At 73.1% G+C, this 24,093-nt stretch carries 25 protein-coding genes and 1 pseudogene; 14 read left to right on the top strand and 12 right to left on the bottom strand.

What is annotated here, in order from left to right; genetic code table 11:
- The first annotated feature begins 73 nt into the window (after positions 1-73).
- The 7 genes from CRP30_RS08640 to CRP30_RS08610 all read left to right on the top strand — a co-directional run bounded on the left by CRP30_RS08640 (position 74) and on the right by CRP30_RS08610 (position 5,314).
- Positions 74-1,222, top strand: coding sequence for a zinc-dependent alcohol dehydrogenase (locus CRP30_RS08640; RefSeq protein ID WP_097183535.1), 1,149 nt, complete (start codon positions 74-76; stop codon positions 1,220-1,222).
- A gap of 11 nt (positions 1,223-1,233) precedes the next feature.
- Complete coding sequence (locus tag CRP30_RS08635; RefSeq protein ID WP_200814629.1) at positions 1,234-1,827, top strand: hypothetical protein; 594 nt, start codon at positions 1,234-1,236, stop codon at positions 1,825-1,827.
- An 81-nt stretch (positions 1,828-1,908) separates the two neighbouring features.
- Positions 1,909-2,445, top strand: coding sequence for a DoxX family membrane protein (locus CRP30_RS08630; RefSeq protein WP_159961634.1), 537 nt, complete (start codon positions 1,909-1,911; stop codon positions 2,443-2,445).
- Positions 2,446-2,548: 103 nt separating this feature from the next.
- Positions 2,549-3,172, top strand: coding sequence for a DUF2975 domain-containing protein (locus tag CRP30_RS08625; RefSeq protein ID WP_143278428.1), 624 nt, complete (start codon positions 2,549-2,551; stop codon positions 3,170-3,172).
- Positions 3,169-3,390 carry a helix-turn-helix domain-containing protein gene (locus CRP30_RS08620; RefSeq protein WP_097183532.1) on the top strand — a complete coding sequence of 74 codons (222 nt, stop codon included), beginning with the start codon at positions 3,169-3,171 and terminating at the stop codon, positions 3,388-3,390. Before CRP30_RS08625 ends, CRP30_RS08620 begins: the two co-directional genes overlap by 4 nt.
- A gap of 110 nt (positions 3,391-3,500) precedes the next feature.
- Entirely contained in the window at positions 3,501-4,481 is a 981-nt protein-coding gene (locus CRP30_RS08615) for an ATP-binding cassette domain-containing protein (RefSeq protein WP_097183531.1), read from the top strand.
- The gene (locus CRP30_RS08610; protein WP_097183530.1) at positions 4,478-5,314 is read left to right on the top strand and encodes an ABC transporter permease; all 837 of its coding nucleotides are present in this window, start codon (positions 4,478-4,480) and stop codon (positions 5,312-5,314) included. The genes CRP30_RS08615 and CRP30_RS08610 overlap by 4 nt, the downstream gene beginning before the upstream one ends.
- A 4-nt stretch (positions 5,315-5,318) precedes the next feature.
- On the opposite strand, the gene CRP30_RS08605 is transcribed toward CRP30_RS08610, so the two are convergent.
- Both CRP30_RS08605 and CRP30_RS08600 read right to left on the bottom strand, forming a co-directional pair.
- Positions 5,319-5,699 carry a nuclear transport factor 2 family protein gene (locus CRP30_RS08605; protein ID WP_097183529.1) on the bottom strand — a complete coding sequence of 127 codons (381 nt, stop codon included), beginning with the start codon at positions 5,697-5,699 and terminating at the stop codon, positions 5,319-5,321.
- Positions 5,700-5,709: 10 nt separating this feature from the next.
- The gene (locus CRP30_RS08600; RefSeq protein ID WP_235003277.1) at positions 5,710-6,006 is read right to left on the bottom strand and encodes a universal stress protein; all 297 of its coding nucleotides are present in this window, start codon (positions 6,004-6,006) and stop codon (positions 5,710-5,712) included.
- A gap of 84 nt (positions 6,007-6,090) precedes the next feature.
- Between CRP30_RS08600 and CRP30_RS08595 the strand changes: the two genes are divergently transcribed.
- The 4 genes from CRP30_RS08595 to CRP30_RS08580 all read left to right on the top strand — a co-directional run bounded on the left by CRP30_RS08595 (position 6,091) and on the right by CRP30_RS08580 (position 9,575).
- Positions 6,091-7,605, top strand: coding sequence for an aldehyde dehydrogenase (NADP(+)) (locus CRP30_RS08595; protein WP_235003276.1), 1,515 nt, complete (start codon positions 6,091-6,093; stop codon positions 7,603-7,605).
- A 15-nt stretch (positions 7,606-7,620) separates the two neighbouring features.
- Positions 7,621-7,821 carry an FAD-linked oxidase C-terminal domain-containing protein gene (locus tag CRP30_RS08590; RefSeq protein WP_097183527.1) on the top strand — a complete coding sequence of 67 codons (201 nt, stop codon included), beginning with the start codon at positions 7,621-7,623 and terminating at the stop codon, positions 7,819-7,821.
- A gap of 214 nt (positions 7,822-8,035) precedes the next feature.
- Positions 8,036-9,316: a S8 family serine peptidase gene (locus CRP30_RS08585; protein ID WP_200814628.1), complete on the top strand. Its 1,281-nt coding sequence runs from the start codon at positions 8,036-8,038 to the stop codon at positions 9,314-9,316.
- Positions 9,317-9,341: 25 nt separating this feature from the next.
- Complete coding sequence (locus CRP30_RS08580; protein WP_097183526.1) at positions 9,342-9,575, top strand: ketohydroxyglutarate aldolase; 234 nt, start codon at positions 9,342-9,344, stop codon at positions 9,573-9,575.
- A 5-nt stretch (positions 9,576-9,580) separates the two neighbouring features.
- Here the strand turns inward: CRP30_RS08580 and CRP30_RS08575 are convergent, their stop codons facing one another.
- Positions 9,581-10,759: a glycoside hydrolase family 1 protein gene (locus tag CRP30_RS08575; RefSeq protein ID WP_097183525.1), complete on the bottom strand. Its 1,179-nt coding sequence runs from the start codon at positions 10,757-10,759 to the stop codon at positions 9,581-9,583.
- Positions 10,756-12,384, bottom strand: coding sequence for an FAD-dependent monooxygenase (locus CRP30_RS08570; protein ID WP_097183524.1), 1,629 nt, complete (start codon positions 12,382-12,384; stop codon positions 10,756-10,758). Before CRP30_RS08570 ends, CRP30_RS08575 begins: the two co-directional genes overlap by 4 nt.
- Positions 12,385-12,638: 254 nt before the next feature.
- Between CRP30_RS08570 and CRP30_RS08565 the strand changes: the two genes are divergently transcribed.
- Positions 12,639-14,171 carry an HNH endonuclease signature motif containing protein gene (locus CRP30_RS08565; protein WP_097183523.1) on the top strand — a complete coding sequence of 511 codons (1,533 nt, stop codon included), beginning with the start codon at positions 12,639-12,641 and terminating at the stop codon, positions 14,169-14,171.
- Positions 14,172-14,177: 6 nt separating this feature from the next.
- Here the strand turns inward: CRP30_RS08565 and CRP30_RS08560 are convergent, their stop codons facing one another.
- Genes CRP30_RS08560 through CRP30_RS08545 form a run of 4 tightly spaced genes read right to left on the bottom strand, consistent with a single transcriptional unit; the run spans position 14,178 to position 17,758 of the window.
- Entirely contained in the window at positions 14,178-15,431 is a 1,254-nt protein-coding gene (locus CRP30_RS08560) for a DUF3500 domain-containing protein (protein WP_097183522.1), read from the bottom strand.
- A complete protein-coding gene (locus tag CRP30_RS08555; protein WP_097183521.1) occupies positions 15,421-16,269 on the bottom strand; it encodes a fumarylacetoacetate hydrolase family protein in 849 nt (282 codons plus the stop codon). The genes CRP30_RS08560 and CRP30_RS08555 overlap by 11 nt, the downstream gene beginning before the upstream one ends.
- A complete protein-coding gene (locus CRP30_RS08550; RefSeq protein ID WP_097183520.1) occupies positions 16,266-17,192 on the bottom strand; it encodes an alpha/beta hydrolase in 927 nt (308 codons plus the stop codon). The genes CRP30_RS08555 and CRP30_RS08550 overlap by 4 nt, the downstream gene beginning before the upstream one ends.
- Before the next feature lie 11 nt (positions 17,193-17,203).
- Positions 17,204-17,758, bottom strand: a complete 555-nt coding sequence (locus CRP30_RS08545) for a quercetin 2,3-dioxygenase (protein WP_097183519.1) — start codon at positions 17,756-17,758, stop codon at positions 17,204-17,206.
- A gap of 125 nt (positions 17,759-17,883) precedes the next feature.
- Between CRP30_RS08545 and CRP30_RS08540 the strand changes: the two genes are divergently transcribed.
- Positions 17,884-18,645, top strand: a complete 762-nt coding sequence (locus CRP30_RS08540) for a dihydrodipicolinate synthase family protein (RefSeq protein WP_097183518.1) — start codon at positions 17,884-17,886, stop codon at positions 18,643-18,645.
- 1 nt (position 18,646) lies between these two features.
- On the opposite strand, the gene CRP30_RS08535 is transcribed toward CRP30_RS08540, so the two are convergent.
- The 4 genes and pseudogenes from CRP30_RS08535 to CRP30_RS08525 form a co-directional block, all read right to left on the bottom strand.
- Positions 18,647-20,365 (bottom strand): IlvD/Edd family dehydratase, encoded by a 1,719-nt coding sequence (locus tag CRP30_RS08535; protein WP_200814627.1) that lies wholly within the window; start codon positions 20,363-20,365, stop codon positions 18,647-18,649.
- 240 nt (positions 20,366-20,605) lie between these two features.
- Positions 20,606-20,905, bottom strand: a complete 300-nt coding sequence (locus CRP30_RS23220; protein WP_255407334.1) for an alpha/beta hydrolase fold domain-containing protein — start codon at positions 20,903-20,905, stop codon at positions 20,606-20,608.
- A gap of 55 nt (positions 20,906-20,960) precedes the next feature.
- Positions 20,961-21,353, bottom strand: a pseudogene (locus CRP30_RS23420) (alpha/beta hydrolase); the annotation flags it as partial.
- A 176-nt stretch (positions 21,354-21,529) separates the two neighbouring features.
- Complete coding sequence (locus CRP30_RS08525) at positions 21,530-22,333, bottom strand: IclR family transcriptional regulator (protein WP_235003331.1); 804 nt, start codon at positions 22,331-22,333, stop codon at positions 21,530-21,532.
- A 195-nt stretch (positions 22,334-22,528) separates the two neighbouring features.
- Here CRP30_RS08525 and CRP30_RS08520 point away from each other — a divergent pair, with 195 nt between their 5' ends.
- Positions 22,529-24,085, top strand: coding sequence for an ABC transporter substrate-binding protein (locus CRP30_RS08520; RefSeq protein ID WP_097183517.1), 1,557 nt, complete (start codon positions 22,529-22,531; stop codon positions 24,083-24,085).
- Positions 24,086-24,093 lie beyond the last annotated feature (8 nt).

Below are 24,093 nucleotides of genomic sequence, written 5' to 3'. Positions count from 1 at the left end.
GCGAGCGAGGTTCGGGGCGGGACCGTCCGGGCACAGGACGGCAGCCGACCCGTCGAGAAGAACCGAGGACTCCATGCGCGCGATGGTCTACCGGGGCCCGTACAAGATCCGGGTCGAGGAGAAGCCGATGCCGGTCATCGAGCACCCCAACGACGCCATCGTGCGGGTGACGCTGGCCGCGATCTGCGGCTCGGACCTGCACCTCTACCACGGCCTGATGCCGGACACCCGTGTCGGGCACACCTTCGGCCACGAGTTCATCGGGGTCGTCGAGCAGGTCGGCTCGTCGGTGCAGAACCTGCAGGTGGGCGACCGGGTGATGGTGCCGTTCAACATCTTCTGCGGCTCGTGCTGGTACTGCGCCCGCGGCCTGTACTCGAACTGCCACAACGTCAATCCCAACGCCACGGCCGTCGGCGGCATCTACGGCTACTCGCACACCACCGGCGGGTACGACGGCGGCCAGTCCCAGTACGTCCGGGTGCCCTTCGCCGACGTCGGCCCGGTCAAGATCCCCGACTGGATGCACGACGAGGACGCCGTCCTGCTCACCGACGCGGCCGCGACCGGCTACTTCGGCGCCCAGCTCGGCGAGATCGCCGAGGGCGACACGGTGGTCGTCCTCGGTGCCGGCCCGGTCGGTCTCGTCGCGGCGCAGTCGGCCTGGCTGATGGGGGCCGGCCGGGTGATGGTCGTCGACCAGTTGGAGGAACGGCTGGCCAAGGCCCGGAGCATGGCCCACGCCGAGACCTTCAACTACACCGAGTACGACGACATCGTCGTCGAGATGAAGAAGCAGACCGATCATCTGGGCGCGGACGTCGTGATCGAGGCCGTGGGGGCCGAGGCGGACGGCAGCCTCCTGCAGCACATCGCCGGCACGAAGCTGAAGCTGCAGGGGGGTTCCCCGATCGCCCTCAACTGGGCCATCGACTCCGTCCGCAAGGGCGGCACGATCGGGGTGGTGGGCGCCTACGGGCCGATCCCCAACGCGGTCAAGTTCGGCGACGCCCTGAACAAGGGGTTGACGCTGAACATGAACCAGACCCCGGTGAAGCGCCAGTGGCCCCGCATGTTCGAGCACGTGCGCAACGGCTACCTCACGCCACGCGACATGGTCACCCACCGGTTCCCGCTCGAGGACATCTCCGAGGCCTATCACGTGTTCTCCGCCAAGCTCGACGGCTGCATCAAGCCGCTGATCCTGCCCAGCGCGGCCTGAGAGGAGCCCCCGTGCCCGACGACAAGGACATCCCCAGCGCGTACGTCAAGGACAAGCGCACCCCCACCGAGAGCCGCGAGGAGCTCCGCGCCCGGATCCCCGGCTGGGGCGTCGACCTCGATCCCGCCGACCGGCCGTCGAACCACCGGCTGCACTACGCCCCCGACACCACCGGGGCGCACTGGGACTTCCCGGAACGCCAGCCGGAGAAGTGGCCGCGGGAGCACTCGATCGAGCACGCCTTCGTGACGCCGGTCTTCGGCACCGCCCAGCCACCCAAGGGGCTGTCCGGCGTCATCCGGAAGTTCTCCTACGCCAGGTACGGCGAGGCGCGGCTCGGCCACTGGCTGCTGCTCATCCTCGCCGACCGGGTCGACGCCTGGGAGGAGCACCTCCGCTCCTTCGCCACCACCCGGCCGGACAACCCGATCACGGAGACCGGCGTGAAGGCCGAGTACACCCACGGCGGGCTGGCCTCGCGGAAGGGCCGGGTCGACGCGCGCCACCACCTCCTCGACCCGCTCGTCGTCGCGGGGCCGTGGGTCGCGGCCGCGGGTGGCGCCGTGCTGGGCGTGCGGAAGCTGGTGCGAGCCGTCCGCCGCTGACGTATCCCCGAGGATTCCCGGCTCTCTTCCTCCCGACGGCCGCGCACCCGGCGCGCCTCGGGACGGCAAGGAGAGATGACCATGGACGGGACGACCTCGTCGACGGCCCTGATGGAGCGCCCGGCGGAGGTGTCCGCGGCCGATCAGGCCGCGGACCGCCCGCCGGCCCGCCTGCCCGGCGCCGTGCTGGTGGACCGCGCGGCACAGCTGAACCAGCGGATCGCCCCGACGCTGCTGCGGTTGGCCCTCGCGGTGGTGTTCGTGTGGTTCGGCGCGCTGAAGCTGGTCGGCTCGAGCCCGGTGCACGACCTCATCGCCCAGACGCTGCCCTTCCTGGACGCCGGCCTGACCGTGCCGGCCCTCGGGGTGGTGGAGATCGTCCTCGGCCTGGTCCTGGCGGCCGGTGTGCTGCCGCGGATCACCCTGCTGGTGCTCTGCGGGCACCTCGCGGGCACGTTCCTCACCTTCGTCACCGCGTCGGAGCTGATGTGGACGTCGAACCCGCTGGAGCTCACCGCCGACGGTGAGTTCGTCGTCAAGAACCTGGTGCTGATCACCGCGGCCCTGGTCCTGATCGGCCTGTACACCGGCCGGGCGCAGTCCCGCCGCACCGCCTGACCGCGCGTCTCCTCCGGCGCCGGACCCCTCGGGGCCCGGCGCCGCGTGCTGCCCGGCGTGGCGAGGGTTCCCCGACGTATCGAATGTCGTTATGGTCCCGCGCATGTCGACGACGAAGCCCGTGCTGGGTCCGCGCTCCGCAGGCGCCCACGCCCTGCTCCTGGCGTTCGTCGGAGTGGGCGCCGCGATCGTCGCCCTGGTCCTCGTCTGGCTGGCCGTGTCCCGGGACGCCGCCGACGTCACGGTGTTCCTGACGAACCAGGCGCGGCTCGACGTCGACGCGGGACTCGACCTGCCCGCCGGAGCGGTCCTGCTGGGTGACCTCGTCGGCGTCGACCTGCACGTGCCGGACGTCCCGCTGGGACTCCGGCTGCTGGCGGCCGCCAGCAGCGTGCTCCTCTTCCTGTCCATCGCCGCCGGTGCGCTGGCCCTCGCCCAGGTGCTGCGCTCCGTCCGGGTGGGACGTCCGTTCGCGGGAGGCAGCTCGACCAGGCTCCAGGTGGTCGCGGCGTCGGTCCTGGTCGGGGGCGTGCTCGCGCCGATGGCCCGTGACGCGGCCGGCTTCGCCGCGCTGGACCACCTCGGGCTCACGGGCGAGGACGCGCCGTTCCTGGCCCAGCTGACGATCCCCCTGACGCCGCTGCTCCTCGCGGTGGCGGTGCTGGGCATAGCGGAGGCCTTCCGTCGGGGTGCGCTGCTGGCCGACGACGTCGTCGGGCTCGTGTGAGCGACGGCCACCGCATCCTCTGCCGGCTCGACTCCCTGCTCGCCGCCCGCGGGATGACGCTCACCGAGCTCGCCGACCGGGCCGGGGTGTCGGTCGTGAACCTGTCGGTGCTCAAGAACGACCGGGCCCGGGCCGTCCGGTTCTCCACGCTGACCGCCGTCTGCGACGCCCTCGGGTGCCGCCCCGGCGACGTGCTGGACCTGGCACCGCCCGGCTGACCGGATGCCTGCGGTCGCGGGCAGAAAAGTCGGTGGCGACCGCTCATTCCGGGGCGGACCCTGCGTCTGAACGTGGACAGCACACGGCGGGGGCCGAACCGAGGAGTCCGATGACGACGCACGCACCACTGGCGATCGAAGTGACCGGGCTGGAGAAGTCGTTCGGCGACACCCACGCGGTCGCCGGCGTGGACCTGGCCGTGCCCGAGGGCTCCATCTACGGCGTCCTCGGCCCGAACGGGGCCGGGAAGACCACGGTCATCCGCATGCTGGCCACGCTCATCCCGCCCGACGCCGGCACGGCCCGGGTGCTGGGGCACGACATCCGCACCGAGGGCGACGCCGTCCGCAGCCTGGTGAGCCTCACCGGGCAGCTGGCCTCGGTCGACGAGGAGCTGACCGGCCGGGAGAACCTCATCCTGCTGGGCCGGCTGCTCGGCCTGTCGCGGTCGGCGTCGCGGACGCGAGCCGACGAGCTGCTCGAGGCGTTCGGCATCAGCGAGGCCGCCGCCCGCCTGGTCAAGCACTACTCGGGGGGCATGCGCCGCCGGCTGGACATCGCCGCGAGCATCGTCGTCACGCCGCGGCTGATGTTCCTCGACGAGCCCACCACCGGGCTGGACCCGCGGTCGCGCGGGCAGGTGTGGGAGATCGCCCGGGCGCTGCAGGCCGGCGGGACGACGATCCTGCTCTGCACCCAGTACCTGGAGGAGGCCGACCAGCTGGCCGACGGGATCGCGGTGATCGACCGGGGGAAGGTGATCGCCGAGGGGACGCCGGGTCAGCTCAAGGCGTCCGTCGGCACCGGCGGGCTGAAGGTCCGGTTGCTGGACCCCGGGCAGCGCGGCGACGCGGCCGGGATCCTGGAGCGCGCCGTGGGCGCCGTCGTCCTCGACGCCGATCCGGCCGCCCTGTCGGTCTCGTCGGCCGACGCCTCCCGGGCTGCCGACGGCGTGTCCGCGCTCGCGCGTGCGGGGCTCGGCATCGCGGAGTTCTCCCTCGGCCAGCCCAGCCTGGACGAGGTCTTCCTGGCGCTCACCGGTCACCTGGCCGAGGAGCGCGACGCCACCCTCGAGGAGCAGTCGTCATGAGCACCGCCACTCCGGTGACCGCCGGCGCCGACACCGCCGCCGTCCGCCAGGCCATCGCGACCACCGCCCGGCCGCCACGGCCGGGACCCCTGTCGACGGCGCTGACCTTCGGCTGGCGCGGGATGCTCAAGGTCAAGCACGTCCCGGAGCAGCTGCTCGACGTGACCGTCACCCCGGTCATGTTCCTGCTGATGTTCACCTACCTGTTCGGTGGCGCCATCGCCGGCTCGACCAGCGCCTACCTCGACTACACGCTGCCCGGGCTGCTGGTCATGTCGGTGCTGTTCACGACCGTGTACTCCGGCGTCTCGCTCAACACCGACCTGACCAAGGGCGTCGTCGACCGGTTCCGCTCGCTGCCGATCTGGCGCCCGGCACCGCTGCTGGGCTCGCTGCTGGGCGACAGCGTCCGCTACGTCATCGCCGGCACCGTGATCATCGTGGTGGGCGTGGCGCTGGGCTACCGCCCCGACGCCGGGGTGACCGGTGCGCTGGGCGCCCTGGCACTGGTCGTCGTCTTCTCGTTCGGGCTGTCCTGGGTCTTCTCGGTGCTGGGGCTGCTGCTCCGCTCGCCGAACGCGGTGATGAACGCCGGCTTCATGGGCATCTTCCCGCTGACGTTCCTGTCGAACGTCTTCGTCGACCCCGCGACGCTGCCCGGGCCGCTCGAGGCGTTCGTGAACGTCAACCCGATCTCGATCCTGGCGACGGCGTGCCGCTCGCTCATGGACGGCACCCCGGACGGCGAGGCCATCACGACCTCGCTGGTGGTCGCCGCCGCCCTGGCCGCGATCTTCCTGCCGATCACGACCCGGCTCTACCGGAGCCGCTGAGAGCTCAGGCGCGCGGCACGGGGGTGGAGGCGTAGGCGAGCAGCTGCCACTCGCCTGAGTCCCGGGTCCAGACCGCCAGCGCGAGGACGTCGAGCGACTTCGGGGTGCCCTCGACCAGGAGGTCGGCGGTCATCCGGCCGCTGACGACGACGGTCCCGCCGACGACGTCGACGCGGTCCACCGGGTGGTCCAGGCGCTGGTAGTCGTAGTAGCCGTTCGCGATCTTGGCCAGGTACTCGTCCTTGGTGTCGCGGACACCGCTGGAGTGCGCGTAGCTGAGCCGGTCGTGGAACAGCCGCTCGAGCGCGGGCAGGTCCGGTCCGAGCAGGGCCTCGTAGCGCCGGTCCTCGGCGGCCAGCACCTCGGCGACGATGTCGTCGGTCATGGCGCAGACGTTAGGGCTTGACGGCGAGCACCGGACGGTCGGCGTCGAGCAGGATGCGCTGCGCGCTGCTGCCCATCAGCAGCTTCCCGACCGGTGACCGCTTGCGCAGGCCGATGACGATCACCGACGCCGACACCTCCTGCGCCACGCGGAGCACCTCGTCGGCCGCGTCGCCGCGGGGGGGATTCAGGACGACGAGCGGCTCCTTGCGACCAGCAGCGTCCCCGAGATCGGCCGGGTGGAGAATTCGGTGGCGTGGCCCTCGAAGATGAGCGGCGTGGCGCAGCGAGTCCGGCCTCGGTGTCACGCTGACCGAGCAGGCGCGCGCCTGGACCGTGGACCGCGTCCACGTCGACGCGCCGCACTGAACCCCCCTTCAGAGGAGAACCACGTGGACGTCGTCAGCATCGACCCCCGCACCGGCGAGACCGTCGAGGTCGTCGCGCAGGAGACCACCAGCGCCGAGGTCGACCGGCTGGTCGCCGCGGCGCTCGCCGCCGCGCCCGCGCTCGACGCGATGGGCCGCGCCGGCCGGGCCGGGCTGCTGCGCGCCCTGGCCGAAGCCCTCGAGGCCCGCCGCGACGACGTCGTCGCCGTCGCCGACCGGGAGTCCGGGCTCGGCGCCACCCGGCTGAACGGCGAGCTGACGCGCACGGAGTACCAGCTCCGGCTGTTCGCGGAGGTCCTGGAGGAGGGCAGCTACCTCGAGGCGACGATCGACCACGCCGGGCAGACGCCCATGGGCCCGCGTCCCGATCTGCGCCGCATGCTCGTGCCGATCGGCCCGGTCGCCGTCTTCGGCGCCAGCAACTTCCCGCTCGCGTTCTCCGTGCCCGGTGGTGACACCGCCTCGGCGCTGGCCGCCGGCTCGCCGGTGGTCGTCAAGGCGCACGGCTCGCACCCGGCCACCTCGCAACTGGTCTTCGACCTCATGGTCGAAGCCGCCCGCACCGCCGGCGCGCCCGACGGCACCCTGGGTCTCGTGCACGGCGTCCAGGCCGGCGCGGACCTGGTGGCCCACCCCGCGATCCGGGCGGTCGGCTTCACCGGCTCCGTGAACGGCGGCAAGGCACTGCTGGCGATCATGGAGCAGCGCCCGGACCCGATCCCGTTCTACGGCGAGCTCTCCAGCCTCAATCCCGTCGTCGTCACGCCCCAGGCGGCCGCCGAGCGGGGTGCGCAGATCGGCGGCGAGCTGGTCGGGTCGTTCACCCTCGGCGCCGGGCAGTTCTGCACCAAGCCCGGCCTGGCCTTCGTGCCGGCCGGCCCCGAGGGCGACGCCGTCCTCGACGCCATGGCCGAGGCCGTGCGCGCCACCACCGCGCAGGTCCTGCTCAACGAGGGCATCGCCGCGTCCTACGGCCGGGGCTCCACGGAGCTCGCCGAGCTGCCCGGGGTGGAGACCGTCGCCGTGGGCACGCGCACGGACGACGCCGGTTTCCGGGCCACGCCGCTGCTGCTCACCACGTCGGCGACCCAGCTGCCGCACGAGGTGACGGAGGAGGTCTTCGGGCCGGTCGCCGTCGTCGCCCGCTACGACGGCGAGAAGGACCTCTTCTCGGCCCTGGACGCCATGCCCTCCTCCCTCACCGCGACCGTTCTGCGCGGCGACGGCGAGACCGACCTGCCGTTGGCGGTCTCCCAGGAGCTGCGGACGCGGGCGGGGCGGCTGGTCTACGACGCCTACCCGACGGGCGTCGCGGTGTCCTGGGCCCAGCACCACGGCGGTCCCTGGCCCTCGACCAACTCCCAGCACACGTCCGTGGGCACCACCGCCATCCGCCGGTTCCTGCGGCCGGTGACGTGGCAGGGCGCCCCGCAGGAGGTCCTGCCGGAGGAGCTCACCGAGGGCTTCTCGGGCATCCCGCGCCGGATCGACGGGAAGCTGCAGCTGCCCCGTGACTGAGCGGGTGGCCCTGGTCTGCTCGGAGCGGGGGCTCCGGGTCGACCGTTGATCGCCGAGAACAAGGACGGGTCCGAGCTGGACCTGATGCGCGGCATCAAGGACCTCCTCGACCCGCCGGGGCTGATGAACCCGGGCAAGGTGCTGCCCGGTGCGCCAGTCGTCACCGCCGCGTCACCGGGATGGAGCAGAGCGCGGTCGGCCGGCACCGCGGCGTGATGGAGCGCCGTACGGCCTCCTGCACAGCGTGACCCGTACGCGACGCGCTGGCACCGCAACCGCCCCGCGAGAACCCTTCCCTCTGCCGAGCAGTCCTGCCGGCGGGAAGGGGGCGCGCGCCGGTCCCTCGCCCGGCTGCCGCGCCTCGGACGGAGGGGGAACAGTGATCGATCCGCGCTTCTCGGCAGAGTCAGGCTTCCCGGGGGACGACCGGGTGGCGGCCGTACGGCCACCGGAGACCACCGGACGGCAGATCGTCGTGCTCGCGGACGCCGACGACGACGCCGGGGTCGAATGGGGCCGCGCCGGCATCGGTGAGGTCGCGGACTCCCGCGACTTCGCGTCCGGCGGCGTCCCGCCGGAGACCCTGCACGACGCCCAGGCGACGGTCTTCGCCCAGCTCGGGATCGCCGTCGTCTCCGCAGATCCCGGTCAGATGGCCGTGCTCCAGTCGGCCGAGGCGCCGGGACGACGCGTGCTGTCGGTGTCGCCGGAGCTGGTCCACCACGTGCTGCAGGACGTGCTGGACTACGCCCGCGCGTACCGCGACGGCGTCGACGACCTGGCCGAGCGGGTGCTGCACGCCCACGACGGGAACGGGAACGGGCATGCCGCGACGGGTGTGCGCGCCGCGCCGCTCTTCGCCGACACCGCGCAGGCCACCTGGGGCATCCAGGCGGTGCGGGCCGATTCGTCGTCCTGCTCCGGCCGGGGGATCGGGGTGGCGGTCCTCGACACCGGGTTCGACCTGGAGCACCCCGACTTCGCGGGGCGGACGGTGTCGGCGATGTCGTTCGTCCCCGGGGAGCGGGCGCAGGACGGCCACGGGCACGGCACGCACTGCATCGGGACGTCCTGCGGTCCCCGGTCTCCGTCGACCGGACCCCGCTACGGCGTCGCCTACGAGGCCGACATCTTCGTCGGCAAGGTGCTCAGCGACGCCGGGAGCGGCACCGACGGCGGCATCCTCGCCGGCATCGACTGGGCGGTGTCCAACGGCTGCCCGGTCATCTCGATGTCGCTCGGTGCCGACGTCATGGAGGCGCACCCGCCGTACTCCGCGGCCGGTGCGCGGGCGCTGGAGAGGGCATCGCTGATCATCGCCGCGGCCGGCAACAACGCCGACCGGCGCAACGGCCGCATGGGGTTCGTCGGGGCGCCCGCCAACAGTCCCGAGATCATGGCCGTCGGCGCACTGGACCAGAACCTGGAGATGGCCTACTTCTCCGCCCGCAGCCTGGCCGCGCGCGGTGGCCAGGTCGACATCGCCGGGCCGGGGTACCAGGTGCTCTCCTCCTGGCCCATGCCCACGCGGTACCGGAGCATCAGCGGGACGAGCATGGCGACGCCGCACGTCGCCGGCATCGCGGCGCTGTGGGCCGAGGCCACCGGCCGCCGGGGGCTGGAGCTCTGGGCGACCCTCTGCCAGGAGAGCGAGCGGCTGATGATGCCGTCGGTCGACGTCGGCAGCGGGCTCTGCATCGCGCCGCAGTGAGCAGGCCGGGCGTAGGTTCCGCGGCATGACCCACGTCAGCGTGACCGTCGGGGACGACCACCGGGAGAGCCTGGACGGCGTGGTGCAGAACCTGCGCGCGTCCGGACTGCAGGTGGACCAGGTCCTGGGCACGCTCGGCATCGTCACCGGCTCCGCACCGGACGACGCCCTCGACACCCTGCGGGGCGTCGAGGGCGTCGCCTCGGTCGATGCGCAGCTCACCCACCAGCTGCCGCCTCCGGACGCGCCGGTCCAGTAGCCGGCTCAGCCCAGCCCGTTGCGGCGGGCCACCTCGCCGAGCCAGGCGAGGCTGGGCTTCGGCGTCCGGGTGAAGGTCTCCCGGTCGACGGCGACCAGACCGAAGGTGGGGGCGAAGCCGAGCATCCACTCGAAGTTGTCGAGCAGGCTCCAGTGCACGTAGCCGCGGACGTCGACGCCGTCGGCGATGGCCTCGCACAGGCTCTGCAGGGCGTCGGAGGTGAACCGGATGCGGTCCTCGTCGTCGGCCGTGGCGATCCCGTTCTCGGTGACGAGCAGCGGCATGTCCGGGAGCACGGTGGCCGCGTGGCGGACCGCCGCGCTCAGGGCGCGCGGCCGGCGCTCCATGCCGTGGGCCAGGGTCTGCTGGTCCGCCGGCGGGGCGATGAGCCCCTCGGGCCCGAACCGCTGGGCGGTGTAGATCTGCAGGCCGACGAAGTCGTCGCCCTCGGCGGCGGTCAGGAACTGGTCCATCATCGCGGCGCGGGCGGCCTGCATCGGCTCCTGGCCGCCGCCCTCGTCGATGTACTCCAGCCCGACCAGCGTCATCCCGGCCGGCGGCGATCCGGCGCCGCGGAGCACCGCCATGCTGCGCTGGTGCAGGCCGATCAGGGCCTCGGACACCGCCTGGTCCGGCACCGGCAGGCCCTTGATCTCCTCACCGCGACGGGCCATCCCGCCGATCACCGGCTGGACGGCCATCAGGTTCGGCTCGTTGATCGTGGCGACGTACGCCGCGTCCCGGACTGCGGGCAGCGCGAGCTCGGTGAACCGGGCGATCCGGTCACCGGTCTTCTGGCCGGTCCACCCGCCGTCGTGCATCAGCCAGCGGGGCATCGTGAAGTGCACGAGCGTGGCGATCGGCGTCAATCCGCGGTCGCGGCAGCCGTCGACGATGCGCCGGTAGTGGTCCAGCGCCGCGCGGGAGACCTCGCCCTCCTCGGGCTCGATCCGGCTCCACTCCAGGCTGAAGCGGTAGGTGTTCAGGCCGGCGCCGGCCACCAGGTCGAGGTCCTCCTCCCAGCGGTGCCAGGAGTCGCAGGCGTCGCCGCTGGACTCGACGAAGGGGGAGTGCTCGGCGTGCTCCATCTCCCAGTGGTCGTTGTTGACGTTGCCGCCCTCCACCTGGTGCGCGGCGGTGGCGGTGCCCCAGAGGAAGTTCTCGGGGAAGCTGCTGGCGGTCATCGGGTGATCTCCTCGAGGTCGGCGACGACGTCGGCTCCGCCGACGACGGTGCGGAACAGGTCGTGCGGCTGGTCGCCGGTGGATCCGCGCCAGGCCACGTGCTGGTCCGGGCGGACCAGGACGAGGTCGGCGTCGTACAGCGGGCGGAGGTCGGGCAGGTCGACGACCGCGAGCGGGAGCCCGGCGTCTGTCGCCGCGGCGATCAGGGGTCCGGCATCGGCGTCGGCGCTCAGCCGGAGCAGGGTGAACCCGTCGCCGAGCAGGTCGAAGACCGAGCGGCCGTCGGGCAGCCAGGCGTGCGGCAGCCGCGCTCCGGGATGGGCGGACGGCGTGTACTCCGTCAGCGACTGCGGCGGCACCGGCCGCCCGTCGGGGACGACGACGGGGGAATCGGGGTAGTCGTAGCCGAGCACCAGCCCGAGGCTGTGGAACTCGGCGTCCTTCACGTCGAGGCGGTGCGCCAGGTCGCCCCGCAGCAACTGCCCGGCGGTGCCGTCGTCGTCGAGGTCGACGTCGGCGAAGGACGGCGCGAGGAAGGCTTCCTGGTCGCCGGCGGCACCGATGGTCCGGTACGCCACCGGACGGCGCTCGGCCTCGTAGCTGTCCAGCAACGACGGCGGGGCCCAGCCCTGCAGCACGGCGGCCAGCTTCCAGCCGAGGTTCACCGCGTCGCCGACGCAGGTGTTGAAGCCGTGGCCGCCCCACGGGGGGTTGAGGTGGGCGGCGTCGCCGACGAGGAGGACCCGCTCGCCGCGGTAGCGGTCGACCAGCAGCATCCGCGCGGACCAGGGGTCGGTCGCGAGCACGTCGACGTCGATGGCGTCGCCGGCCAGCGCGCGGACCAGCGCGACTGGGTCGACGCCGTCCGGCCGGTCGATGCCCTGGACGATCGCCCACCAGGTGCCGTCGAGGTCCAGCCGCCCCATGAGGCCGCCGTAGCGGGCGCCGATGACCCAGTAGTGGATGCCGAGCGCGCACAGCTCCCGCTCCTCGAGCGCCGAGCTGCGGAAGGTGATGGAGAGATTGGGCAGCGTTCCCGACGAGCCCTCGTAGCGGGCGCCGATCGCTGCCCGGCTGACGCCGCTGCTGCCGTCGCAGCCGAGCAGGTAGTCGGCGGAGATCTCGTGCGTCGTGCCGTCGGGGTCCTCGACCACGGCCCGGGCGGCGCCGACGCCGTCGGCGACCGACACTGCCCGCCAGCCGGTCAGCAGCGTGACCGTCGGCAGCGCGGCCGCCGCCTCCCGCAGCACCTCCTCGACCATGGGCTGCGGCGCCTGCTGGCCGGCCTCGGCGGCGACCTCCTGCGGGTCGGTCCACAGGCCGAAGGCGTTCTCGAAGCGGGTGATCTCGTGCCCGAAGAGTCCCGTCACGAAGACGACGTCCTGGGCGTGCTCCACCGGCAGCGGCGCCTGCGCACGGAGCCGCTCGGCGATGCCCCAGCGCCGGAGGTGCTCCATCGTGCGCACGCTGGTCGTCTTGGCACGTGGGCGGAGCGGGTCGAGGACGGTGCGCGGCTCGACGACGAGCACCTCCACCCCCCGGCGGCCGAGCTCGATCGCGGCGGCCAGGCCACTGGGGCCGCCGCCGACGACGAGCACCGGGACGCGTTCGGGCACGCGGGTCATCGGGTCTCCTGACGTGGTGCTCGTCCGCGAGGACGACGAGGCGAAGTAGCTGCGCGGTGGTGGCCCGGGGACTGCGCGGGATCCGTCCGGCTCGGTTCCAGGATCCGTGGCGGAGGTCACTCCGACGTAGGCCGTTGCCATTGAGCGGCAGTGCGGAACGGGTGGGTCCAGCGCGGAGCGGTCCACTGCGCTCCGTCCCGGCGTTCCCACTGCTCAGCGCCGGAATTGTCGTACCCCCGGCCTACCGTCCGGGCATGTTCCCTCCGGGTGCGTTCGGCGTCGGCGTGACGGTCGCCGAGCTGCAGCCGGCGGTGTCCTGCGACGACGTCGTGCTGCCCCCGGGGGTCGTGGCGCGGCCGTCCCGGCTCGGTGACCTGCTCCAGGTCGACCTGATGACGCCGGAGCAGAAGGCGGAGCAGCTGCAGCGGGTCGAGGAGGCAGAGGCGGTCCTCGCCGCCTACCGGGTCGAGCTCGTGGTGGGGCTGGCCGCCGACCGGCCGGCGAGCGACGACCGGCAGCGCGGGCAGGCCGGTGCCGCGTCGGGGGAGTGGGCGGCCCAGCTGCTCGACGCCGACGTGTCGGAGTTCTTCCCCGACGAGCTCGCGCTGGTGCTGAACTGCTCGCGCACGGCGGCAACGCAGCTGTGGGAACGGTCGGCGACGCTGCGGCGCCGACTGCCGGCCACCTGGGCAGCCCTGGCGGACGGCCGGTTGGACTGGCCGCGCGCGCGGGCGATCGCCGCCGAGCTCGGCTGGCCGGCCCGCGAGACCCCGGACGACGTGCTTCACCTCGTCGAGGCGGCCGTGCTGCCGCACGCGACCGGGCTCTCCGTCAACCGGCTGCGGGCGCTCGTGCGGGCGGAGCTGATCAGGGCCGACCCGGCCGCCGCCGACCGACGCCGGCAGAAGGCCCAGCGGGACGCGGACGTCACCGTCCGAGGGCTCGGCGACGGCATGGGCGAGGTCCGCGCCACGATGCCGATGCCCGAGGCCGCGGAGGTGCGGGCCGCGGCGGACGCCCATGCCCGGGCGCTCAAGGCGGCAGGTGACGAGCGGTCGATCAGGGAGCTCCGCAGCGTGGTGGTGCACGGGCTGGTGACCGGCGCGGACGACGAGCGGCCGACGGTGAGCGCCCACGTCGAGGTGGTCGCCGCGCTGGACGCGCTGGAGTCCGCGGCAGCCGGCGCGCCGGGGGCGGGGCGGTCGCCGGTGCTGGTCGACGGTGAGCCCGTCACCGCCGCGCTGGCCCGCGAGTTGCTCGAACGCCTGGACGCGCTGTGCCCAGGCGGAATCCAGGCCCCGACCGACGGCACTCTGCGGCTCGCGGTCACCGACGCCGACGGGCGCCTGCTCGCCGCGGTCACCCGCCGCGAGCTGGAGTCCGCCGTGCGCCGCGGGGAAGGCCTCAGCCGGCCGCCCGCGGTGGGCCGGTACGTCCCCGGCCCGGCGCTGGAGCGCTTCGCGCGCACTCGCGACCGCACCTGCCGGCATCCCGGCTGCGGCAACCGCGCCGGGTGGGCGGACCTCGATCACGTCGTCGCGCACGCCGACGGCGGCGCGACCGACTGCGCGAACCTCTGCTGCCTGTGCCGCCGGCACCACCGCCTGAAGACCCACGCCCGCGGTTGGCGGCACGTCATGACCGCCGACGGGGTGCTCGCGGTCACCACGCCCAGCGGCGTCACCCGGGTCAGCCGGCCGCCGGGCATGAGCGCGGCGGTCAGCTCGGTGCTGCGGGTACCGGCCGAACGGCGAGCCCTGTCCGGAGCCGACCCGCCGCCCTTCTGACCACGATCAGCTCGCCGCCTCGCGCTCCTGCCACTGCCGGACCCAGGACCGGCCGTAGTCGTTGCCGTGCGGGGTGCGCAGGACGGTGTGGATGTGGAACGGCTGCGGGGTGTCGTAGTCGAGGAAGACGCCGCAGTGGTGGTCGAGCTCGGCGATGAGCACCGGCGACTGCAGCCGGTAGTAGAAGACGTCGCCCGGCTGCGATCCGCCGATCCAGGAGAACCACGTCTCGTCCAGGTGCGCCTCGATCTCGCGCAGCCGGGCCGCGCGCGGGCCCTCGGGCAGCAGACGGACGAACGACTCGGCGATCCGCACCGCGAGCGCCTGCGCCTCGGCCGGCATGTCGACGACCCGGATGCCCTCCAACGGGATCACGCGGTTGTCTTGGAAGGCGCCCGCCAGGTGGCGTTCGTCGCCCGGGTGCACCCGGCCCGGCGGCATCGCCGGGTCCACCATCTGCTCGTAGACAGTGGCGGCCGCCCGCTGCTCGGCGGGCAGCGCGGCCATCAGTGCGGTGCCGAGGGCGATCCGGTCGGCGAAGACCTCGCGGAGGCCGGCATGCGGCCCGGCGTCGATCTCGTCCGGCTCGGCGCCCAGGAAGACCGGCGAGACGACCATGCGGCCCTCCACCACCAGGCAGTTGACCGCGCAGTGGTGGCCGAACAGCTGCCAGCCCCACGGGGCGCGCAGGTCGGGCTCGCCGTAGAGCGCGATGTTGTAGCTGAATTCGTTGAGCACGGTCGGCAGGTCGACGACCTCGCCGAGGAAGCCGTTGATCAGCATCATCGCGTGGGTGAGCTCGTAGCCCTCGGGGGAGAGCGAGGCGGCCACCAGCGCGAGCGCCTTGTCGCGCACCGCCACCGGCTGCAGGTCCAGCCGCAGGCCGGTGTCGAACTGCATGAACTCCGGGTTGGCCCAGGTCTGCCACTCGACGGCGTCGACGGGATGCGAGATCCGCTCCCGGTCGTCGTCGTCGAGGACGGTGAGCAGGTCGTGCGCGGCGGCGACCATCTCGGCGACCGGCGCCTCCTCACCGGGGCGGGCCGGCTCGAACGGGAAGAGCCCCTCGCGGAGGGTGCCGTCCTCGGTGACACCGCGGAACTCGTTCCGGTAGAGCGGCGTCCACCCCTCGACCAGGCCGCCGGTGAACGTGCCGGGCTTCCGGGAGAACTCCCCATAGGTGTACGGGTCCAGGCCGCGGACCTCGGCGACCCGCGGGTGGTCGTGCGGGAAGAGGAACCGGCGGAACTCACCGCTCATGACGAGCCTCGTTGGCCACGACCGAGTTCGTGAGGACGCCCAGGCGCTCGACCTCGACCTCGACGACGTCACCGGGCTGCAGCAGCCACGGAGGCGTCCGGCCGTAGCCGACACCCGACGGCGTGCCGGTGGCGAGCAGGTCGCCCGGGCGCAGGGTGAAGGTGTGCGAGATGAGCGAGAGGGTGTCGCCGACCGTGTAGACCATCTCGTCGGTGCTGCCGTCCTGGACGGTCTCGCCGTTGACCCGGGTCTGCACCCGGAGGCCGTCGCGGAGGTCGCCCACCTCGGCCGCGGGCACCAGCGGACCCAGCGGGCCCGACCGGTCACCGTTCTTGCCGAGGATCCACTGGCTGGTGAGCTTCTGCGCCCGCCGCGAGGTCAGGTCGTTGAACGTCGAGTACCCGACGACGGCGGCCAGCGCCTCCTCCGGCGTCGCGTCGACGAGCCCCGACCCGACGTACGCCATGACCTCGCCCTCCCAGTCCAGGCCGTCCTCGTTCGCCGGGATCGGGACCTCGGCACCGCCCACGGTCAGCGACTGCGACCACCGGGCGAACAGCGTCGGGTGCGGCGGGAGCTCCTGGTCCTTGAAGCTGCCCTCGGCGACGTGCTTGAGGTAGTTCAGCCCGATGCAGACCACCCGGGCACCGGGGAGCACCGGCGGCACGAACTCGACGTCCGCCGCGGTCAGCGTCTCGCCGCCCGGGCTGCGGGAGAGGTGCCCGGCCGCGTCGGCCCAGAACTCCTCCAGGCCGGCGACCACCGTCACCTGCGCGCCGTCGTCCGACAGCGCCGCGACCTGCACGCCGCCGTCCCGGCGGATGCCCACGATCCTCATGACTGCTCACTCCTCGCGCCGACGCGGCAGCGCAGTTCGTCGATGGTGCGCTCGAGCGCTGCCTGCGCGGCAGCCGGCGACCCGAGCCACATGTGGTTCGCGCCCTCGAACAGTTCGAGGACGCTGTCGACCCCGACCGCCGTGAGCGCGTCGTGCAGGCGTTCGCTCTGGACGGGCGGGATGAGCTGGTCGGCCGCCCCGTGCAGGAGCAGGAACGGTGGGGCGGCGGCGGAGACGTGGCTGATCGGGCTCGCCTGCGCGGCGAGCTCCGGCACGTCCCGCGCCGGGGCGCCCAACAGCAGCGCCTCCCGGGTGGTGGCGTCCGCCGGGTCGGTGCCGAGGTCGGTGGACACCGCCGCGACGTCACTCGGGGCGTACCAGGCGACGACGGTAGAGACGTGGCTGGACTGTCCGGCGAACCCGACGTCCCCCTCCAGCGCGGGGTCGGTCACCAGGCCGAGCAGCTCGGCCAGGTGGCCGCCCGCCGACTCGCCCCAGGCGGCGATCCGGGTCGGGTCGATGCCCAGTTCGGCGGCCCTGGTCCGCAGCCACCGGACGGCGGCCTTGGCGTCGTGCAGCTGGGCGGGGAACGTCGCCTCGCCCGACAGGCGGTAGTCGACGCTCGCGACGGCGATGCCCGCCTGTGCGACCAGTTCGAACGGGGTGGGGGAGGCGCCGCGGTACATCGGGCCCGCCGCGTGCCGACTGCCCATCCGCCAGCCACCGCCGTGCAGGAAGACGACCACGGGGACCGGTCCGCCGCTCTCCGCCGGCAGGTGCAGGTCGAGCTCCAACGGGCGGAGACCGGGGATGGCCGCGTACGGGACGCCGAGCAGCAGCCGGGTGCCGTCCGGACCGGGCAGGGCGGCAGGCAGCGGCTGCTCGTGCGCGGGGGGCGGCAGCGGCAGGGCAGGGATGGGCACGGCTCCGACGATCAGGCGTCGGGCCAGGTGTAGTCCGGCATGAACTGCATGTTGTGCTGCTGGGCCGCCGCACCCATCCGCGGGAAGTCCGGGATGAACGGCGGCTGGTCCTTCGTGGCGTGGTCGGTCGGCGTGCCGATGTGCTGGAAGAACCGCTCGAACCCACCGGAGAGCGTGCCCATCATCCGGGCGTCCTCGACGATCTGGTAGGCGTGCGCGAACCCGGCCGGCACGTAGCCGAAGTCGCCGGGGGAGAGCAGCGACGACTGCTTCTGCCCTTCGGCGTCCTCGTAGAAGAGCTTCACCTTGCCCTCGATGACGTAGAACGTCTCGTGGGTCTCGTTGTGCGAGTGGGTGGGGATGACGTCGCCCGCGGGGGAGTCGGCGGTGATGATGCCGAACTGGTTCTCCGTCTCGTCACCGGAGAGCAGCACCGTGAACAGGTCGCGGAAGAGCATCGCGGTCTCGCCCTCGCCCTTGCGCAGGACGTAGGGCACCGGCTTGCCGGGCAGCTGGCCCTTCCACTGCGGGCCCTTCGACGGGTCGATCAGGTACTCGAAGCTCATGGGTTACTCCCGGCTGGGTCGACGGTGACGGGTCGAGCATCGGTGACCGCCGTCACCCGGACCCAGCGCCGTGCCATTGAGCGGGAAGCATCCTCGGCCGCCCAGCCGAGGTGAAAGATGCCGACATGCCTCTCTTCACCGGTGTTGGGGTCGCTCTGGTCACGCTCTTCCGTCCGGACGGCGCGCTGGATGCGCCGGCCACCGCGGACCTGGCGGGGCAGCTCGTCGGCCTGGGCGTGCGGTGCGTGCTGGTCGCCGGGACGACGGGGGAGGCGGCCGCCCTCACGAGGGAGGAGCGCGACACCGTGGTCGGCGCGGTGCGGGCTGCGCTTCCGGCGGACGTGCCTGTTCTGGCCGGCACCGGCGCGCCCACCGGCCGGCAGGCGGCGGAACTGGCCGAGCGCGCTTTCGGGGCCGGCGCCGATGCCGTCCTGGCGCTCTCGCCGCCGGGGGTCCCCGATCCCCGGCCGTACTACGACACGGTCGCCGAGGTGGCCACCGGGCCGTTGCTGGCCTACCACCTCCCGGCTGCCGCGGCGCCGGGCATTCCCGTCGATCTGCTCGCCGACCTGCCCGTCGCGGGACTCAAGGACTCCTCCGGCGACGCCGACCGGCTGCTGCACGAGTGCGACGTCTTCGGCGGTGACCTCTACACCGGCGCGGTCAGTCTGGTCGGCCTGTGCGGCGCGGTGGGCGGCGCGGGCGCGCTGGTGGCGGTCGCCAACTTCGCGCCGGAGGACGCCGTCGCCACGTTCGCCGGCGATGCCGAGGCCCAGTTGCGGTCGGCCGCCGCCGACCGCACGGCGTTCGCCGACTTCCCGGCCGGCTACAAGCGCGCGGCTGCGCAGCGCTTCGGCACGTCGGCGGTCACCCGCGTCGGCCGGTGACTCAGTGCGACTCGCGGCTGACTGCGGAGCCGCTCGAGCCGACGAGGAAGTCCAGGTCGGTGCCGGTGTCGGCCTGCTGCACGGAGTCGACGTAGAGGCGTTCCCAGCCGCGCCGCGGGTCGGCGAACCCGGCGCGCATCGCCGTGCTGGGCGTGCGTGCGGCCATCTCGTCGTCCGGGACCTCGACGTCGATCCGTCGCGCGGCGACGTCGAGGGTGACGATGTCGCCGGTCTGCACCAGCCCCAGCGGTCCGCCGGCGGCGGCCTCGGGGGCGACGTGCAGGACGACCGTGCCGTACGCGGTCCCGCTCATCCGGCCGTCGCAGACGCGCACCATGTCCCGTACGCCTGCCTCCAGCAGCTTCCTGGGCAGCGGCATGTTGGAGACCTCCGGCATGCCGGGATAGCCCTTCGGCCCGCACCCGCGCAGAACGAGCACCGAGTCGGCGTCGACGTCGAGGGCGGGGTCGTCGACGCGGGCGTGGAAGTCCTCGATGGAGTCGAAGACCACCGCCCGGCCACGGTGCCGCATCAGGTGCGGTGAGGCCGCGGCCGGCTTGATCACCGCACCGTCGGGAGCGAGGTTGCCGCGCAGGACGGCGATGCCGCCGTGCTCCACCAGGGGCTCCCGTCGCAGCCTGATGACCTGCGGGTCCCAGATCGACGCCTCGTCGAGGAAGTCCACCAAGGGCTTCCCGGTCACGGTCAGGGCGGTCGGGTCGAGGAGATCCCGGACCTGCCCCAGCACGGCCTGGAGCCCGCCGGCGCGGTGGAAGTCCTCCATGAGGAACCGGCCGGCCGGCAGCAGGTCGACCAGCACCGGCACCCGCGAGCCGATGCGGTCGAAGTCGTCCAGGCTCAGGTCGATCCCCAGGCGGCCGGCGATGGCCAGGAGGTGTACGACGGCGTTCGTCGAGCCGCCGATCGCGGCCAGCGCGACGATCGCGTTGGCGAAGGACCCCGCGGTGAGGAAGGTCGAGGGCCGCCGGTCGGCGGCGACCATCTCCACGGCCAGCCGCCCGGTGCCGTGGGCCGCCTCCAGCAGCCGGCTGTCCGCGGCCGGGGTGCCCGCGACCCCGGGGACGACAGTGCCCAGCGCCTCGGCGACCAAGCCCATGGTCGAGGCGGTGCCCATCGTGTTGCAGTGGCCGCGGCTGCGGATCATCGCCGACTCCGAGCGCGCGAACTCCTCAGCCGACAGCGTGCCGGCGCGGACCTCCTCCGACAGCCGGAAGACGTCGGTGCCGCATCCCAACGGCACGCCGCGGAACGCGCCGGTGAGCATCGGTCCGCCAGGGACGACGACGGCCGGCAGGTCGACGGAGGCGGCGGCCATGAGCAGCGCCGGGATCGTCTTGTCGCACCCGCCGAGGAGCACCAGCCCGTCGACCGGGTTGGCGCGGAACATCTCCTCCATCTCCATCGCGGCCAAGTTGCGCCAGAGCATCGCCGTCGGCCGCACCTGCGTCTCGCCCAGACCGAGCACCGGCATCTCCAGCGGGGTTCCGCCCGCAGCGTGGACGCCGTCCCGCACCGCCGCCGCGACCTCGGTGAGGTGGCGGTTGCACGGCACCAGGTCCGACGCGGTGTTCGCGATGGCGATCTGCGGTCGGCCGAACGCGTCGTCGGGGACGCCGCGGCGCATCCACGCCCGGTGGAGGTAGCCGTTCTTGACGTCGCCGGAGTACCACTCCGCACTGCGCAGGGTCACGCGCGCCATCTTTGCGCTGTGTCCCCGCTCCCTGTCCAGAAGATGCGCGCGGCGCGGGCCGAAGATCCACGTCGATCCGCGCCTGGGGTGACGTGTTCGGAGGCTCAGTCGCGGTGCTGCCGGCGGGGCAGGCCGGCTGACAGGCGCAGCGGGTTCGGGTTCACGCCGGAACCGCGACCCGGTCGCCGGTCACCGCCTGTGCCATCAGGGCCAGCGCGCGGTCGACCGGCTCGATGCCCGCGTGCAGGTTCAGGAAGCGTGCAGCATGCCCGGCACGAGCACCTGCCGGACGTCGACGCCCGCGACGGCGAGCTGGCCCGCGAACACCTCGGCCGAGGCGCGAAGGTCGTCGTACTCGGAGTTGAGCAGCAGTACCGGGCACAGGCTTTCGAGGACCGCCCCGCCCGGCATGGCGTAGCCGTCGGCCCGGCTGGCCGGCCCGCCGAGGTAGTTCTCCGTGATGGACCGTCGGTTCTCGGGCAGGAAGCGGAGCAGCAGCGGGACGTCGTCGAGTAGCGGCGCCAGGGAGGGCGACGGTGGCGGCACCACGGCGTGCAGCGTCGTGTAGGCGAGCAGCAGGGCGGCTGGCGCCCAGTCGCAGCTTGAGCGCGGCTCCGGCGGCGAGGTTGCCTCCGGCGCTCGCGCCGCCGAGCGAGATGCGCTGCGGATCGACGCCGAGGGCGGCCGCGTTGTCGCGTACCCAGCGGACGGCGGCCACCGCGTCGTCGTGCGGCACGGGGTAGGTCACCCCACCGACGCACAGCCGGTAGTCGACGCTGACGACGACGGCGTCGGCGCGCGTGGCCACCTCGCGGGCGGTCCGGTCGGCCTCGGGCATGTCCAGGTCGCCCATGCGGAACGCACCGCCGTGCAGCCACACCAGGCAGGGCCGATGTCCGTCGGCGCCGCCGTAGGTGCGGACGGGGACGGGGCCGCGCGGTCCCGGTGCGGTGTCCGCGCGGATGTCCACGGCGGGCGGTGCGGGCGCGTCGGTCATGGACATGAACTCCTCCATCCGGGCGCGGGTGACGGGATCCGACAGACCGGCCTCGAAGGACTCGATGCCCTCCAGCAGGTGGAACTTCGACGCGACGGCGGGATGGATCGGCACGGGGGAAGACTGGGTGCCCGGTGCCGCAGGTCACAGGCCCCTGCCAATGAGCGGCACGCAGGTCAGGCGGGCGGCGCCCCGATGGCCCGTCGGGCACCGAGGCCACGGGAGATGGCGCGGGCGGCGGTGCGGACGGCCGGGCCGAGCAACCGCGGCTCGGCGTGCTCCTGGGGCACGACGACGGACAGGGCCGCGACGACCCGTTCGTCGGCGGCGAAGATGGGGGCGGCGACGCTGACGAGTGGCTGCGGCGCCCGACGCCGGAAGGTCGCCAGTCCGTCGCGGCGGATCTCGGCGAGGGTGCGGCGCAGGGCTGCTGGGGAGACGGGTGTGTTCTCCGGCATGTGCGTCAGGGGCTGGACCAGGACGGACTCCTGGAACGAGGACTCCGCGAAGGCGAGCAGGACGAGCCCGACACCGGTCGAGTGCAGCGGGAGGCGACCTCCCACGCGATAGAGCACGTCCATGGCCTGGTGGGCGGACAGTCGCTCGACCAGCAGCGCCTCGGTGCCTTCGCGCACCGCCAGCAGCACGTGCTGCCGGGTCACCTCCTCGAGGTCACCCATGAACGGGAGCGCCACCTGCTTGAGCCCCTGGCCGCGGGGAGCGAGCGAGGCGACCTCCCAGAGCCGGAGCCCGATCGTGAAGCGGCCGTCGGCCCCCCGCTCGAGTGCTCCCCACGCCATGAGCCGCCCCGCCAACCGCAGGGTCGAGCTGGTGGGGATGCCGCTCCGCCGGCTCAGTTCGCCGAGGGTCAGCGACCGGTGGCCTGCGTCGAAGGCGGCCAGCAGCGCGAACGCCCGATCGACCACCGGATCGCCCTGCGGCGGGCGGCGGCCGCGTACCCGGGTGGGCTCGGCAGACATGTCGGTCACGTTCTGATCACCTGCCGTTCACGGTGAGGCGCGCGCCACAGTTGTTTTCCATTGAGCGGCATTGTGCCTGACGTCTCATCCGGCCCGCGCCCATCGTTGCCGCCAAGCCGAGCGGACGCTACGGCCGGGCCGACGGATCGGCCGAACACGACCCTCCGTTGTTTCGAGGCGAAGGAGCCCAGCACCATGAATCGATTCACGTCCCGGACCGGGCCCGCGCTGGTCGCTGCTGCGTCCATGGCGGCCCTGGCGGCGTGCGGTGGCGGCGACAGCGGTGGCGGCGGTGGCAGCCAGGGCGCCAGCGACACCCTGACGTTCGCCTACGACGCCGACGCCGCGCCCACCGGCTACGACCCGCTGCTGTACTCGTCCGGTCAGTTCACCTTCTTCGCGGCGCTCTACGACGCCCTGTTCGTCACGGCCGCGGACGGCTCAATCGAGCCGAGCCTGGCCGAGAGCTTCGAGAACAACGCGGAGAACACGCAGACCACGCTGACCCTGCGCGACGGCGTGAGCTTCGCCGACGGCTCCGAGCTGACCGCCGAGCTGGTCAAGGCGAACCTCGACCGCCGTACCGACGAGATGCTGGAGGCCTACGGCGCGCTCGCGCCCGGCGGGGCCAGCGAGATCACCGACGTCCAGGCGCCCGACCCGAAGACGGTCGTGATCACCTGGGCGACGCCGCAGGCCTCGCCGGACAAGAACCTGGTCGACACCGCCGGGATCATCGTCGGTCCCGACGCGATCGCCGACCCCGACTCCCTCGAGACGACCCCGGACGGCTCGGGCGCCTACACGCTCAACGAGGGTGAGACCACCCGCGCCAGCACGTACACGTTGGACAAGAACGACGAGGCGTGGAACGCCGACGAGTGGGCCTTCGACACCATCGTCTTCAACGTCATCACCGACCCGCAGGCCCTGGCCAACGCGGTCGTGTCCGGCCAGGCGGACGTCGCCACGATCCTCGACCCGTCCACGATCGAGCTGGTCGAGTCGCGCCAGAACATCGTGAGCGCGGGCGGGACCATCGTCGGCTTCCCGGTGATCGACAAGACGGGCGCCAACAACCCCGCGTTCGCCAGCGAGCAGGCACGGCTGGCCATCAGCTACGCCATCGACCGCGAAGCCATCGTCGAGGACCTGCACCCGGGTGCCCGCGCGACCACGCAGCTGTTCCCCGAGTCCGCCGCGGGATTCGACGAGGCGCTCGACGAGGAGTTCGGCTACGACCCCGAGAAGGCCAAGCAGCTGCTCGCGGAGGCGGGACTCGCCGACGGCTTCGAGTTCAACTACACCGTGCTCGGCCAGCCGGACGAGGACGCGGTCGCCATCCAGAGCCAGCTGGCCGAGGTGGGCATCACCATGAACTTCGTGACGGCGACGTCCACGGACCAGGTCTTCGCAGCGGTGCGCACCGACCCGGTGATCTTCGGTCCCTTCGCGGTCGGCGCGAACCCGGCCGGTTTCATCGCCGGTGTGGTCTACGGCGGCTTCATGAACATGCAGGGCGCCAAGGAGCCCGAGATCGACGCCTCCCTCGGTGCCGCGCTCGGTGCGACCGGTGACGCGCAGGGGCAGGCCCTGACCGACCTCAACGCCGCGATCACCAGCAACGGCTGGTACATCCCGGTCTACGAGGACTTCACCTACACCGGCTACAACGCCGAGAAGGTGGCCGAGCCGGCCTACGCCGGGACGAACAACTACCTCGTCCTCTCCGAGATCCAGCCCGCCAGCTGATCGACGGC

The organism is Blastococcus haudaquaticus (assembly GCF_900230285.1).
Taxonomy (GTDB): domain Bacteria; phylum Actinomycetota; class Actinomycetes; order Mycobacteriales; family Geodermatophilaceae; genus Blastococcus_B; species Blastococcus_B haudaquaticus.
Note: the sequence above shows the minus strand (reverse complement) of the source record. Positions and strands in the feature narration are given on the sequence as shown.

Bases quoted from the DNA above. Each gene is read 5' to 3' on its own strand.
- CRP30_RS08640 (WP_097183535.1), top strand. From the start codon at position 74: ATGCGCGCGATGGTCTACCGGGGCCCGTACAAGATCCGGGTCGAGGAG.
- CRP30_RS08630 (WP_159961634.1), top strand. From the start codon at position 1,909: ATGGACGGGACGACCTCGTCGACGGCCCTGATGGAGCGCCCGGCGGAG.
- CRP30_RS08625 (WP_143278428.1), top strand. From the start codon at position 2,549: ATGTCGACGACGAAGCCCGTGCTGGGTCCGCGCTCCGCAGGCGCCCAC.
- CRP30_RS08615 (WP_097183531.1), top strand. From the start codon at position 3,501: ATGACGACGCACGCACCACTGGCGATCGAAGTGACCGGGCTGGAGAAG.
- CRP30_RS08610 (WP_097183530.1), top strand. From the start codon at position 4,478: ATGAGCACCGCCACTCCGGTGACCGCCGGCGCCGACACCGCCGCCGTC.
- CRP30_RS08605 (WP_097183529.1), bottom strand. From the start codon at position 5,699: ATGACCGACGACATCGTCGCCGAGGTGCTGGCCGCCGAGGACCGGCGC.
- CRP30_RS08580 (WP_097183526.1), top strand. From the start codon at position 9,342: ATGACCCACGTCAGCGTGACCGTCGGGGACGACCACCGGGAGAGCCTG.
- CRP30_RS08575 (WP_097183525.1), bottom strand. From the start codon at position 10,759: ATGACCGCCAGCAGCTTCCCCGAGAACTTCCTCTGGGGCACCGCCACC.
- CRP30_RS08570 (WP_097183524.1), bottom strand. From the start codon at position 12,384: ATGACCCGCGTGCCCGAACGCGTCCCGGTGCTCGTCGTCGGCGGCGGC.
- CRP30_RS08565 (WP_097183523.1), top strand. From the start codon at position 12,639: ATGTTCCCTCCGGGTGCGTTCGGCGTCGGCGTGACGGTCGCCGAGCTG.
- CRP30_RS08560 (WP_097183522.1), bottom strand. From the start codon at position 15,431: ATGAGCGGTGAGTTCCGCCGGTTCCTCTTCCCGCACGACCACCCGCGG.
- CRP30_RS08555 (WP_097183521.1), bottom strand. From the start codon at position 16,269: ATGAGGATCGTGGGCATCCGCCGGGACGGCGGCGTGCAGGTCGCGGCG.
- CRP30_RS08545 (WP_097183519.1), bottom strand. From the start codon at position 17,758: ATGAGCTTCGAGTACCTGATCGACCCGTCGAAGGGCCCGCAGTGGAAG.
- CRP30_RS08540 (WP_097183518.1), top strand. From the start codon at position 17,884: ATGCCTCTCTTCACCGGTGTTGGGGTCGCTCTGGTCACGCTCTTCCGT.
- CRP30_RS08535 (WP_200814627.1), bottom strand. From the start codon at position 20,365: ATGGCGCGCGTGACCCTGCGCAGTGCGGAGTGGTACTCCGGCGACGTC.
- CRP30_RS08525 (WP_235003331.1), bottom strand. From the start codon at position 22,333: ATGTCTGCCGAGCCCACCCGGGTACGCGGCCGCCGCCCGCCGCAGGGC.
- CRP30_RS08520 (WP_097183517.1), top strand. From the start codon at position 22,529: ATGAATCGATTCACGTCCCGGACCGGGCCCGCGCTGGTCGCTGCTGCG.